The organism is Aliiroseovarius sp. PrR006, from assembly GCF_010500215.1.
Taxonomy (GTDB): domain Bacteria; phylum Pseudomonadota; class Alphaproteobacteria; order Rhodobacterales; family Rhodobacteraceae; genus Aliiroseovarius.
Map to the genome: position 1 here is coordinate 1,016,663 of NZ_JAAGOY010000007.1, position 12,859 is coordinate 1,029,521.

Here is a 12,859-nt window from a genome sequence, read left to right on the forward strand (position 1 = left end):
GTAATTGTGATTACTGACGCGCCGCCCAGCTGGCGGAAACATGTCGACGGGAATAGCTTTCGCCCATCAAGCCCACAAGGACAATCACAAGAGAGCATATCAACGGATACATCCAGTTGGTGTAGTGCGGATTGTAGTTCACAAACGTGAACCCGCGCGTCTGGTCGACGATATGGAACAGAGGGTTCCAGTTGAACATTGAAATCATGTAGAACGGAAGCGCGTTGGCCACGAACATCTTGCCCGACGCGATCATGTTTGCGCGCATATAAACCGTTTTTGCAATGTTGGTGAACTGCGGGAACCACGGTTTCAGAGCAAGAAAAACCACACCAATCGACACACCGTTGAACCACGCCAACAGGAGCATAAGAACTGCTCCGACCGGCTGGTCAATCGTGATGGGTGTGAAGCCCATGTGATAGACTGCCAGAACAAGGCTGATCGTCAGAATTTGAAGGTAGAGCGACCCTAAAGCTGACGAGACCATGGCCACAAACGTATTCATTGGCGTGTGTTGCATCATCGGGTCTGTCGGGCTGGATGCTCCGGCCACGGCGCTCATCGCTTTGATGTTCGTAATGAAAACGAAGATGCCCGACAGAAGATACAGCAGGAAATCGCCCCTCAAAGCCGCCCCGCGCAGTCCGAGTACCGAGAACATAAGATAAAAAACAGCCAACATGATCATTATCTGAATCATGTTGATCGCAATCGCCATAAAGGCATTTGTATGCGTACTGCGAACGTTGTGCGCGGTCATGTGGAAGATGACCTCGAGCATGGAAAACGCTGCCGACAGCCGTGAATATCTCTTCTTTGCCTCGAACATGGCGCTACCTTGAACGGTTATGCAGTGCTTTTAACAGGGATTTCTTGCTGATCCTTTACTGGTTGATCATAAGGGGGGTGCAAAATGTTATCAACAAGGCCGTATCTGGCCGTATTTAAGGAGTTCCGTCTTGGATTTTGAGCGTCTGGAAACTGTTATGCGCACGCTGGCCTTGGAAGCGGGTGACGTGATCATGGAGATCTACAACTCGGACGATTTCGATGTGCGCGCCAAGTCGGACGACAGCCCCGTAACGGCGGCTGATGAAGCTGCAGATGCCCTGATTTCAGCCGGTTTGCGTGCGGCCTTCCCGGATGTGTTGTTGGTGACTGAAGAACAAGCCGACAGCCACAGCGAACAGGCCAGCGAATTCCTGATCGTGGACCCTCTGGACGGCACGAAAGAGTTCATTCACCGCCGCGGCGATTTCACCGTAAACATCGCTTATGTCAAAGACGGAAGCCCTGTACGTGGCGTGGTCTACGCCCCCGCCAAGGGCCGCATGTTCTTCACCCGCGCGGGTGGCGAAAGCGTGGAGGAGCAAGGTCCGTTCGCAAAAGACACCGTGGGCGTGTTGTCGCCGATTAACGTCTCGACACCGGACAATGACGCTCTGTTCATCGTCGCTTCGAAATCGCACCGCGATCAGGCGACCGAGGATTACATCAACAAGTACAGTGTGAAAGACAGTAAATCGGCGGGTAGCTCTTTGAAATTCTGTCTTGTCGCCACCGGCGAGGCGGATCTGTATCCCCGCGTGGGCCGCACGATGGAATGGGACACAGCTGCCGGACACGCCGTTCTGAAAGGTGCGGGTGGTGATGTGGTTCGGTTCGACGATCATACACCGCTGACCTATGGCAAACCGATCTATGAGAACCCGTTCTTCATCGCCTACGCGCCGGGTGTCGACCTGAAGAAAGCCTGACCCCGCATGGCGACGCTGATTGTCATCCCGGCGCGCTATGCCTCGACCCGATATCCGGGCAAGGCGCTTGCGCCGCTGCGGGGGGCAACCGGGCAAAATAAGACCCTAATCCACCGCAGTTGGGAGGCCGCAAAAGCCGTGTGCGGCGTGGATCGGGTTGTGGTGGCCACGGATGATGACCGCATCCGGGACGAGGCGGAAGGCTTTGGGGCCGAGGTCGTGATGACCTCGGACACCTGCGAAAACGGGACCGAGCGCTGCGCCGAAGCCCTGACCGCGCTGGGCGAAGATTTCGATGTCATCGTCAATTTGCAGGGCGATGCCCCCCTGACGCCTCCATGGTTCGTGGAAGAGCTGGTTGCTGCGCTGGAAACCCACCCGACTGCCGAGGTGGCAACGCCGGTTCTACGCTGCGATGGCCGTGCGCTGAACGGCTTTCTGGAAGACCGCAAGGCGGGACGTGTCGGCGGGACGACGGCGGTGTTCGGGGCGGAAGGGCACGCGCTCTATTTTTCGAAAGAGGTGATCCCGTATACGCAGGGCAATGGCTGGTCCGATCATGACCAGACGCCGGTGTTTCACCATGTCGGCGTCTATGCCTACCGCCCGTCAGCACTTGCCGCTTATCCGCTGTGGTCGGCGGGGCCATTGGAGCAGCTGGAAGGGTTGGAGCAGCTGCGCTTTCTAGAGCGCGAGAAACCCCTTCAGTGTGTTGAAGTCGACGCCCGTTCCCGCCAGTTCTGGGAGCTGAACAACCCCGAAGATGTCCCACGGATCGAGGCCATTTTGCAGGAGCTTGGCATTGCGTAATGCTTCGACCGCGCTGTGATTTTGGAATAGATTCGAGAAAAAATCCGCCTTGCTGTAAAATAGTTGGAGAAAGACATGATGTTTTCAAATTTATAAATTAGAGAATGAACAAGTAAGCGTAACTTTGACGTGATGCCGTCGACCACTCACCGGACGGTGGAAACTCGAAGAATTTACCGCGATTAGTACAAAGGTGAAGTTTATGCAGCGTAAGGTTACCAAAGCGGTTTTTCCCGTGGCTGGACTGGGAACCCGTTTCCTTCCCGCGACGAAATCCATCCCGAAAGAGATCATGACGCTGGTTGACCGGCCCTTGATCCAATACGCTATTGACGAAGCCCGCGCTGCTGGCATCAAGGAGTTCATTTTTGTGACCTCGCGCGGCAAAGGCGCGCTGGAAGATTATTTCGACAACGCGCCCGTGCTGGAGCGCGAGCTGCGCAAGAAGGGCAAGGACCAGCTTCTTGAGATCCTGAAAGACACCAATATGAAATCTGGTGCTATCGCCTATATGCGCCAGCACAAGGCGCTGGGGCTGGGCCACGCGGTCTGGTGTGCCCGTCGCCTGATCGCGGACGAACCCTTCGCCGTGATCCTGCCCGATGACGTGATTGCTGCCGAAAAGCCCTGCTTGCAGCAGATGGTCGAGGCTTATGAAAACACCGGCGGCTGCATGGTTGCCGCGATGGAAGTCCCGCCTGAAAAGGCCAGCGCTTATGGTGTGCTGGACGTGAAAGAGGACATGGGCGATCTGGTATCGACCCGCGGCATGGTCGAGAAACCCTCGATTGACGAAGCCCCGTCGAACCTTGCCGTGATTGGCCGCTACATCCTGACCCCGGATGTTCTGAAAAGTTTGGACCGCAAGCAAACCGGTGCCGGTGGGGAAATTCAGCTGACCGATGCCATCGCAAACGAACTGGAACAGGGACGTGATGTGTTTGGCTATCGCTTCCGCGGCCAACGCTTCGATTGTGGCTCGAAGGCCGGGTTCCTGCAGGCCACCGTGGCCTTCGGCATGGCCCGAGAAGAACTGCGGGACGAGTTTATCGGCTATCTGCACGATCTCGTGGCCCAGAACAAAGCTGCCGAGTAATCCTGCGTGACGAGGGGCGTGTCCGGTCTGATTTCGCGGTATCGGATGCGTTTGAAACGTCGACGTCTTTTGTGGCGGTCGATCCGGTCTCGGCGGCAGCTGACCCCAGTTAGTGACCATACGAACCTGATCCAGAAAGATCAGGTTCTGGCCTTTGTCGTGCTGCGTAACGAAATGCAGCGCCTGCCCTTCTTTCTGTCCCATTATCGCCGACTTGGGGTTGGGCACTTCCTGATTGTGGCGAATGATTGCACGGATGGCAGCGCCGAGTATCTGACCCAGCAGCCCGATGTATCCCTGTGGAGCACCGATGCCAGTTACAAATCCGCGCGGTTCGGGGTGGATTGGCTGACGTGGCTGCAGTTTCGCTATGGGCACGGGCATTGGTGCCTGACAGTCGATGTAGACGAGTTGTTGATCTATCCGCATCACGACAAACGCCCCCTGCCCGCTCTGGCGCAGAGGCTCGAGGCAAGGGGTGCACAGGCGCTGGGTGCGTTGATGCTGGACCTCTATTCCAAAGGGCCGCTGGGTGCGGCAGACGCAGTGGACGACCCCATCGCGGCGCTGCCGTGGTTCGATGATGGCCCCTATCGCGCGGTTCGGCAGGCGCCGATGCAAAATCTATGGCTTCAGGGTGGCGCGCGTGAACGGGTGTTCTTTCCAAAGAACCCAACACGTGGCCCGACCCTGAACAAGCTGCCCTTGGTCAAGTGGTCGCGCCGCTATGCTTATGCAAACTCGACCCATTCGATCCTGCCGCCGCGTTTGAACCACGAATGGGATGGCCCGCCCGCAGTCAACGGCGCAGACACCCTGTCTGGCGTTCTGCTTCATACCAAGTTTTTGCCCGGCGTTCTGGAACGGTCTGGGGAAGAAAAGTCCCGGCGCGAGCATTTCGGGCAGCCTGATCAGTTTGACGCCTACTACGACGCTATCGGAGATGCGCCCGATCTGTGGCACCCCGATGCGTGCCGTTTCGAAGACTGGCAGCAGCTGACCCGACTGGGTTTGATGTCGACAGGAGGCTGGACCGACTAACACCATCGCGTGAAGGGATTTGCGCGATGTATGGAAGACGTTTAGAAATTAGATATAAAAGCAAAGGTGGACCGCGCTTTGTGCCAGCCACGGGCAGAAGCGCGCCACCTGATACAGGCATTAACGGACAGGACAAGATTTGGGCGCTTTGACGTCATATCGCCTTAGGCTCAAGCGCAAGCGCCACCTGATCCGTGGGTTTCGCAAACGGCACGAGCTGTCGGCGGTGAAGAACCGCACCGCACAGATTGCGCCCGCAGACATCCTTGTCTTCACAACCCTGCGCAACGAGCTGGTCCGCCTGCCCTATTTCCTGAAATATTACAGAGACTTGGGTGTTAATCACTTTCTGATCGTGGATAACGGCTCGGATGATGGGTCGCGGGAATATCTGGCGCAGCAGGATGATGTGTCGCTGTGGACCACGCAGGCCAGCTATAAGCGTGCGAAGTTTGGCGTGGACTGGTTGAACTGGCTGCAGCGCAAGTACGGGCATGACCACTGGTGCCTGACCGTCGATACGGACGAGTTTTTTGTCTATCCGTTCTGCGACACGCGCCCCTTGCGCGCCCTGACCGATTGGCTGGACGCAAGCGAGATCAGAAGCTTCGGCGCGATGCTGATGGATATGTATCCCGAAGGACCGATTGGGGCCGAACCCTATCAGGCCGGTCAGAACCCGCTTGAGATCACGCGCTGGTTCGACAGCGGCAACTACACCATTCGCAAGAATAGCCAGTTCCGGAACCTATGGATCCAAGGCGGCGTGCGCGCCCGCGTCTTCTTTGACGACAACCCAGAACGCGCCCCGGCCCTGAACAAGATCCCCTTGGTGAAATGGCGGCGGTCCTATGCCTATGTCAGCTCGACCCACACGCTTTTACCGCGCGGTTTGAACCTTGTTTACGACGCATCCGGGGGCGAGAAAGCCTCGGGCTGCTTGCTGCACGCCAAGTTTCTTGACACGTTCGAGGCAAAGTCGAAGGAAGAGCTGCAACGCCGCCAGCACTATGCCAACAGCCACGAATATCGCGCCTATAACACGCGAATGGCGGATGATCCGGTCCTTTGGTGTGAGTGGAGCGAAGAATACATCAACTGGCGACAGCTTGAGGTATTGGGCCTGATGTCTAAGGGGAACTGGGCATGAGCTTGGGCGTCGTCATGATCGTGCACGATGCTCTGCACCGCGCGACCCAACTGGCGCGCCATTGGTCCGATCACGGCTGCCCCGTGGTGCTGCATGTCGACCAACGCGTAGACCGCGACACCTATGACCGCTTCGTTAAAAGCTTGGCGGATAGGGACAATGTGCTGTTCTGCGATCGGCACCGTTGCGAGTGGGGGACTTGGTCGCTTGTGGCCGCTAGTCAAGCCGCGGCCGAGCTGATGTTGGAACGGTTCCCCGATGTGCAGCACGTGCTTTTGGCCTCGGGCAGCTGTCTGCCTCTGCGTCCGGTGGCCGAGCTGACGGATTACCTGCGTGACCGGCCCACCACCGATTTCATCGAAAGCGTCACGACCGAGGATGTCCCCTGGGCCATCGGCGGATTGAACACCGAACGCTTCACGCTGCGGTTTCCGTTCTCGTGGAAGCGCCGGCGTCGTCTGTTTGATGGCTATGTGCGGTTTCAGCGCCGGGTTGGGTATAAGCGCCGCATTCCATTGGGGATCTCGCCGCATCTGGGCAGTCAGTGGTGGTGCCTGACGCGGCACACGCTGTTGGCCATCCTGAACGATCCACGGCGTTCGGTGAATGATGCCTATTTCCGCCGGGTCTGGATCCCGGATGAAAGCTATTATCAGACCCTATCCCGCCAGCATTCGAACAAAATCGAAAGCCGCTCCCTGACCCTGTCGAAGTTTGACTATCAGGGAAAACCGCATGTGTTCTATGATGATCACCTGCAGCTTCTCCGGCGTTCGGACTGCTTTTTGGCGCGGAAAATCTGGCCCCATGCGGATCGGCTTTACGACAGCTTCCTGTCGGACGCGCCCAGTTTTAGCGCTGGGGCCGAGCCCAACCCCGGCGAGATCGACCGAATCTTCGCCAAGGCGGTTGATCGCCGCACCAAGGGGCGGCCCGGTCTGTTGATGCAAAGCCGTTTTCCGCACCAGCGCTGGGGCAACAGGGTGACGGCAGAACCCTATGTCGTGTTGCAGGGCTTCACCGAGATGTTCCGTGGCTTCGAGCCTTGGCTGTCCAGCTTTGGCAAAGTGCGGGTGCATGGGCATCTGTTTGCGCCCGATAGCGCGCATTTTGCAGGTGGTGGGGCCGAGTATTTCGGGGCGCTGTCGTCCTCGGCGGCGTTGCGTGACTATGATAGCACGGCGTTTTTGACCAACCTGATCTGGAACACGCGGGGGGATCGGCAGTGTTTCCAGTTCGGCCCGGCAGACACGCAGGACATCACGTGGAACATCGCGCGCGACGCCAATGCGCGGATCCATGTCATTTCGGGGGCGTGGGCGGTGCCGCTTTTCCTGTCCGAAGGCCGATTTGCCGACATTCGCCGCACGGCTGCGCGCCTGCAAAAGACGGAAAGCGCGTTTCTAAGCGTCCTTCGGTCTGATCACTGCCGCGCGCGCGTCAAAATCCAGACCCTGTCCAACTTTGTCCGAAACCCGATCGAACCGCTACAGGATGTTGTGGATCAGTTGGCCGCCCGCGACCGCCCCAAGCTGACTGCCCCGCCCGAGATGGTGCATCTGGGCGGGTTCGGAGAGTTTTTGCAAAATCTGAAGAACCAGGGGATGCATCTGCATCTTGCGGGTGATTTTCCAACCGACTATGCGCCCGAGCCCCCTCAGGCCGAGCGCGCCACGCCCTATTTGGTGACTAAGTAATATGACCAAGAAATTCGACTGTTTCATCATCCTCGCCGAGATGCGCACGGGGTCCAACTTTCTGGAAAGCAATCTGGATCAGTTCGACGGGATCCAATGCTATGGCGAGGCGTTCAACCCCTATTTCATGGTGAAGCCCGATCTGGAAGAGCTGTTCGGTGTCACCGTAAACCAGCGGGACAAAAACCCGGTGAGGCTGCTGGAGCAGATGAAAGCGGGCACTGACGGCATTCCCGGTTTCCGGTTCTTCCACGACCACGACATGCGCATTTTCGAGCACGTCATCGACGACCCGCGCTGCGCCAAGGTGGTCCTGACCCGCAATCAGGTGGAAAGCTATGTCAGCCGCCGAATTGCCTGGGCCACGCAGCAATGGGCGCTGACCAACGGCAAGGATGCCAAGAAGTTCCGCGTGAGGTTTGATTCAAGCGAGTTCGAGAAATTCTTCTATGAATACAAGGCTTTCCAGCTAAATATCAAAGGTCGACTGCAGAAGACCGGCCAGACGGCGTTCTATATCGACTACGAAGACACGCAAAATATCGATGTTGTGAATGGGCTGGGCAAGTTTCTGGGGGCCGAGCACGAGATCTCCAAGTTTTCGGGCAAGTACAAAAAGCAGAACCCCGAAACACTGGCCGACAAGGTCCGCAACATTGATGAGCTTGTCGAGACGGTCCGCAACATCGACTTGTTCGACCTAGGTAAAGTGCCAAACTTCGAACCTGCGCGTGCGCCTGCCGTGCCGACCTATATCACCGCCGAAAATGCACCGCTGATGTTCCTACCGATCAAGGGCGGTCCGGTGGAGCGTGTGGTAGCCTGGATGGAAGGGTTCGGCGCGCTGTCCTCGGAGTTTAACCAGAAATCGCTGCGCCAGTGGAAGAACCGCAACAAAGGGCACCGCACCTTCACCGTGCTGCGCCACCCGGTTGCGCGCCTGCACGCCGCGTTCTGCACGCATTTCCTGCAAGATGGTCCCAAGACCTATTGGGACATCAAGAATGCCCTGCGCGAGAACTATGATGTTCCCCTGCCCGAGCATCTGCCCGATGACAGCTGGGATGAAGCCACCCATCGCACGGCATTCATCGCTTTCGCAGATTTCGTGCGGCGCAATCTTGCGGGTCAAACCGGGCTTCGTGTCGATGCGGTTTGGGCCACGCAATCCGCTGTAATAAAAGGGTTTTCAGAGTTCCAGTTGCCTGACCGTATTCTTCGAGAAGACGAGCTTGAGGACGGGCTGGCGGCGCTTGCGCATGACGTGGATCTTGGTGCGCCCAAACCTCCCGCGCAACAAGATGATGCGCCGTTCACGCTGGCTCAGATCTATGATGAACGGGTCGAGGCCGCCGTGAAGGCGGCCTATCAGCGCGATTATATGATGTTCGGCTTCAGGCCGTGGGGGAAGTCCTGACGGACGGCGCTTAGGCCGCCTTGTTCGACAGGCTATCCGTCAACAGCGCATGCAGGGCAGCGGTGTCCGTATTGGCGCGCAGCTTTGCACAGATCGACGCATCACGCATCGAGCGAGACACCAGCGCCAGCGCTTTCAGGTGGTCCACACCGGAATCTTCCGGGGCAAACAGCGCAAAGATCAGGTCAACGGGCTGGCGATCCACGGCATCGAAATCAAACGGCTTTTCAACGCGCACGAAGCAGCCGGTGACCTCGGTCACACCAGCCAGACGAGCGTGCGGCAGGGCAACGCCGCGACCAACGCCAGTCGGGCCAAGGTTTTCACGCTCGGACAGGGCGGCAAACGCATTTTCTGCGTTGATGCCATAGCAATCCGCAGCGATGTCGCCCAAGTCCTGAAAAAGACGCTTCTTGGACGACACCGTCGAAAGTACCTTTACGGCGGACGGTGCCAAAATGCTCGCAAGTTCCATTTTTGACCAATTTCCCGCCCGCCAAGGCGGGGGGCCTACGCTTCGTTGTTAACCGGGTCAATCCAGCCGACATTTCCGTCTTCACGACGGTAGACGACATTCATACCCTGAGTTTTCTCATTCTTGAAAACCAGTACGGGGGCGTGGGCCAGCTCCATCTGCATGACAGCTTCGCCAACGGAAAGCGACGGGATGCGCGTTTCCATTTCGGCGATGATCATGGGCTGGAGTGTAGCGTCCTCTGCCTCGTCGTGGCCTTCTTCTTTGGCGAGGATATACGAGGATCCTCCGAAAACTTCAACCGGATCGACGCGGTCACGGTGATGGTCCTTCAACCTGCGCTTATAACGACGCAGTTGTTTTTCCATTTTCTCGGCACATTGGTCGAATGCCGCGTAGATTTCGGTCGCGTGACCCTTGGCCTGAGCGGTCAGCCCAGTGGACAGGTGAACAATGGTTTCACAGACATATTCATGTGCGCTTTTCGAGAAGATGACCTGCGCATCGGTGGGGCGTTCAGCATACTTTTGAACAATGCCGCCAAGTTCTTCTTTCACGTGAACCTGAAGGGCTTCACCAATGTCGATCTGCTTGCCACTGATTTGATATTGCATCCTATCTCCTTTGATCGCTGTAGGAATTTGGCCCTATGCCACGGGGGCATAAAGCAAGAAAACTGTTTTAAAACATGGGGATGTTTTGTCTTTGCAGAGATTTGTCCGCCCGATCAGGTCTGGGGCGATCAAATGTGCGAGCCCAAGGTGGGCACGGCACGAACGAAGGTTTGCGTGTTCATGCATCACCTTCATTTGGCGACGAGTCGGTAGGGATTGTCAAGCGACCCGATGTCACATTCGTCAGTTGATCGAGAAATTCTGACCCAGATAGACACGGCGGACGTTCTCGTCCTTGACGACTTCGTCGGTGGTGCCGCTCATCAGGACATGGCCGTCATGCAGGATATAGGCACGGTCCACGATCTCGAGCGTTTCGCGTACATTGTGGTCGGTGATCAACACGCCAATGCCACGATTTTTCAGGTCATGAACCAATGTGCGAATCTCGCCGACTGCGATCGGATCGACGCCCGCGAAGGGTTCATCCAGCAGCAAATACTTGGGATTCGATGCCAAGAGTCGCGCGATTTCACAGCGGCGACGTTCGCCGCCTGACAGGGCCAGCGCGGGGGTGCGGCGTAGGTGGCTGATCGAGAATTCGTTCAGCAGCTCTTCCAGCCGCTCACGGCGCTTGTGACGGTCCTTGGTCGAGATCTCGAGGATCGACAGAATGTTGTCTTCAACGCTCATGCCCCGGAAGATCGACATTTCCTGCGGCAGATATCCAATACCGCGGCGCGCTCGGCGATACATCGGCAAAAGCGTCACGTCTTGTCCGTCGATGATGACCTGCCCGGCTTCGGGCGTGATCAGACCGGCGATTGCGTAGAACGTCGTGGATTTGCCGCAGCCGTTTGGGCCCAGAAGTGCAACAACCTCGCCCCGATTCAGTTCCAGGTTCACCTCGCGGATCACCGGCTTTTTGCGATAGCTTTTGCGCAATCCGATGATGCGCAACCCGGCATCGCCATTTTGAACTGTCAGATTGGGGGCGGTCATTAGTTTGCCCCGGTTTGAATGATCGATTTGACCCGCCCGTCCATCTGGCCGGTGCCATTCTGCAGGTTCACGGTCAGCTTGTCAGACGAAAGCGCATTCTGGCCCTGCGTCAGGATCACGCCGCCCGTCATCACAACCATACCCGTGTCGATGGTATAGACAGCCTCGCGTGCTTCAGCGGCTTCGGCGCCGTTCACAAGGGTGACGCCACCTGTGGCATGCAGGCGCGAGATCTCGCCGGTCGTGTCGGCGCCCGTTGCGTATTCCACGCGCACCTTGCCGGCGCTTAGGCGCATGTCGCCCTGACCAATCACCACATTGCCGGAAAACGTCGCAGCCCCGCTGGACTGGTCCACGGTCAGCTGATCGGCCGAGATTTCGATGGGAAAGCTGCTGTCATGCTTCAATCCGCCAAAGGCAACATTTGCTTGTGCAAAAGCGGCGACCGGCAAACAGATCGCCATTAAAATGGAATAGATAAAACTGCGTTTGATCACCGGGGTTCCCCCTTGTCTTTCGGATCATATACCAGCTTCACCCCATCCTTGAAAACAAGAACATATCCGCCGTCTTCACCTTCTGCGCGCGAAATCACCGCATCGCCCGCCGACAGGTCACCCATCGGGCCTGTCGCCTCGACCGGGCCGTTGCTGGCGACATAGGTGCTGTCCATTGAGGTGGTCAGCGTTTCGGTCGAGATCCAGTAATCTGTCGAGGTACGCAAAGACACGCCGCCGGACAGGTCGATCTGGTGTGCCTCGCCATCAATATCGGCCTGAGCCGCCTTGATGTGCACCTGCGCGCCGTCCGGAGTTTCGATATCCGCCACAAGATCCAAGGCCTTGAAATGGTTGGTGCGTTCCGCGTCCGGGGCCGCGCTGGCTGCACTGAATTGTATCGCCGCACCGTCTTCGGTCACGCTCGAGAACTTTGGATTGGTGATCTTCTGCTCGCCCGTCAGCTCGTCCAGATTGATCCGCGCATAGGTCAGGGACGTGGTCGGGTCGATGGACTTGGACACCAGAAACATCAGCGACAGCAGCACAAGCGCGGTGGCTGGCAGAATGATCTTCAGCCAGTTCACAAGACGCGTATATGTGATGCGGGTGCCGGACATGCGGGGCCTTTCCGTAGGGTTGCTTGTTATCTAGCGCGGATGCACCGGATTCCAAGACACCCTTTAGTGCGCAAAGATGTCCTGTTCGGGCCAACCGGCAAGATCCAGCCGGGCACGCATGGGAAGGAAGTCGAAGCAGGCCTGGGCCATTTCGGTCCGCCCTTCGCGGGCAAGGCGCATGTCCAGCTCTTCGCGCAGGCGGTGCAGGTGCAACACGTCGGATGCCGCATAGTCCAGCTGCGCCGGGGTCAGCTCTTCTGCGCCCCAGTCGCTCATCTGCTGCTGTTTCGAGATGTCGACCTTCAGCAGCTGATCCAGCAGGTTCCGCAGCCCGTGCCGATCCGTATAGGTCCGCACCAGTTTCGAGGCGATCTTGGTGCAATAGACAGGCGCCGTGACCACGCCGAATGCGTTCAGCATGGCGGCGATGTCGAAGCGGCCGAAGTGGAAGATTTTCAGCACGTTGGGGTCGGTCAGCATCTTCTCGAGGTTCGGCGCGCTGGTCTGGCCCTTCTCGACCTGTACCATGTGGGCGTTGCCGTCGCCGCCCGACATCTGCACCACGCACAGGCGGTCGCGATGCGGGTTCAAACCCATGGTTTCACAGTCGATGGCTACGACCGGACCAAGGTCCAGCCCATCGGGAAGGTCACGCTTGTAAAGATGGTTGGCCATGTCGC

At 57.7% G+C, this 12,859-nt stretch carries 14 protein-coding genes; 7 read left to right on the forward strand and 7 right to left on the reverse strand.

The features are described from left to right. Nucleotides 1-10: 10 nt before the first annotated feature. Nucleotides 11-832, reverse strand: a complete 822-nt coding sequence (locus G0Q00_RS13445; protein WP_163040128.1) for an ABC transporter permease — start codon at nucleotides 830-832, stop codon at nucleotides 11-13. Between the two features lie 130 nt (nucleotides 833-962). Here G0Q00_RS13445 and cysQ point away from each other — a divergent pair, with 130 nt between their 5' ends. From cysQ to G0Q00_RS13480, 7 genes are all read left to right on the forward strand, one after another. Further along, nucleotides 963-1,760 carry a 3'(2'),5'-bisphosphate nucleotidase CysQ gene (gene cysQ / locus G0Q00_RS13450; protein ID WP_163040130.1) on the forward strand — a complete coding sequence of 266 codons (798 nt, stop codon included), beginning with the start codon at nucleotides 963-965 and terminating at the stop codon, nucleotides 1,758-1,760. A 6-nt stretch (nucleotides 1,761-1,766) separates the two neighbouring features. Continuing rightward, the gene (locus tag G0Q00_RS13455) at nucleotides 1,767-2,570 is read left to right on the forward strand and encodes a 3-deoxy-manno-octulosonate cytidylyltransferase (RefSeq protein ID WP_163040132.1); all 804 of its coding nucleotides are present in this window, start codon (nucleotides 1,767-1,769) and stop codon (nucleotides 2,568-2,570) included. 202 nt (nucleotides 2,571-2,772) lie between these two features. Then, nucleotides 2,773-3,666: a UTP--glucose-1-phosphate uridylyltransferase GalU gene (galU, locus tag G0Q00_RS13460; RefSeq protein ID WP_163040134.1), complete on the forward strand. Its 894-nt coding sequence runs from the start codon at nucleotides 2,773-2,775 to the stop codon at nucleotides 3,664-3,666. 45 nt (nucleotides 3,667-3,711) lie between these two features. Continuing rightward, nucleotides 3,712-4,707, forward strand: a complete 996-nt coding sequence (locus tag G0Q00_RS13465) for a glycosyltransferase family 2 protein (RefSeq protein WP_163040136.1) — start codon at nucleotides 3,712-3,714, stop codon at nucleotides 4,705-4,707. Nucleotides 4,708-4,846: 139 nt separating this feature from the next. Then, entirely contained in the window at nucleotides 4,847-5,857 is a 1,011-nt protein-coding gene (locus G0Q00_RS13470; RefSeq protein ID WP_163040138.1) for a glycosyltransferase family 2 protein, read from the forward strand. After that, complete coding sequence (locus G0Q00_RS13475; RefSeq protein ID WP_163040140.1) at nucleotides 5,854-7,554, forward strand: beta-1,6-N-acetylglucosaminyltransferase; 1,701 nt, start codon at nucleotides 5,854-5,856, stop codon at nucleotides 7,552-7,554. The genes G0Q00_RS13470 and G0Q00_RS13475 overlap by 4 nt, the downstream gene beginning before the upstream one ends. A 1-nt stretch (nucleotide 7,555) precedes the next feature. Further along, nucleotides 7,556-8,971: a sulfotransferase family 2 domain-containing protein gene (locus tag G0Q00_RS13480; RefSeq protein ID WP_163040142.1), complete on the forward strand. Its 1,416-nt coding sequence runs from the start codon at nucleotides 7,556-7,558 to the stop codon at nucleotides 8,969-8,971. A 10-nt stretch (nucleotides 8,972-8,981) separates the two neighbouring features. Here the strand turns inward: G0Q00_RS13480 and G0Q00_RS13485 are convergent, their stop codons facing one another. The 6 genes from G0Q00_RS13485 to G0Q00_RS13510 form a co-directional block, all read right to left on the reverse strand. Further along, nucleotides 8,982-9,446, reverse strand: coding sequence for a PTS sugar transporter subunit IIA (locus tag G0Q00_RS13485; protein WP_163040144.1), 465 nt, complete (start codon nucleotides 9,444-9,446; stop codon nucleotides 8,982-8,984). Between the two features lie 35 nt (nucleotides 9,447-9,481). After that, nucleotides 9,482-10,060 carry a ribosome hibernation-promoting factor, HPF/YfiA family gene (gene hpf, locus G0Q00_RS13490; protein ID WP_163040146.1) on the reverse strand — a complete coding sequence of 193 codons (579 nt, stop codon included), beginning with the start codon at nucleotides 10,058-10,060 and terminating at the stop codon, nucleotides 9,482-9,484. 243 nt (nucleotides 10,061-10,303) lie between these two features. Then, nucleotides 10,304-11,062, reverse strand: coding sequence for an LPS export ABC transporter ATP-binding protein (lptB, locus tag G0Q00_RS13495; RefSeq protein WP_163040148.1), 759 nt, complete (start codon nucleotides 11,060-11,062; stop codon nucleotides 10,304-10,306). Then, nucleotides 11,062-11,526, reverse strand: a complete 465-nt coding sequence (gene lptA / locus G0Q00_RS13500; protein ID WP_163040149.1) for a lipopolysaccharide transport periplasmic protein LptA — start codon at nucleotides 11,524-11,526, stop codon at nucleotides 11,062-11,064. Before lptA ends, lptB begins: the two co-directional genes overlap by 1 nt. Nucleotides 11,527-11,555: 29 nt before the next feature. Beyond that, a complete protein-coding gene (gene lptC / locus G0Q00_RS13505; RefSeq protein ID WP_163040151.1) occupies nucleotides 11,556-12,179 on the reverse strand; it encodes an LPS export ABC transporter periplasmic protein LptC in 624 nt (207 codons plus the stop codon). A gap of 63 nt (nucleotides 12,180-12,242) precedes the next feature. Further along, complete coding sequence (locus G0Q00_RS13510; RefSeq protein WP_163040153.1) at nucleotides 12,243-12,854, reverse strand: ribonuclease D; 612 nt, start codon at nucleotides 12,852-12,854, stop codon at nucleotides 12,243-12,245. Nucleotides 12,855-12,859: the final 5 nt, after the last annotated feature.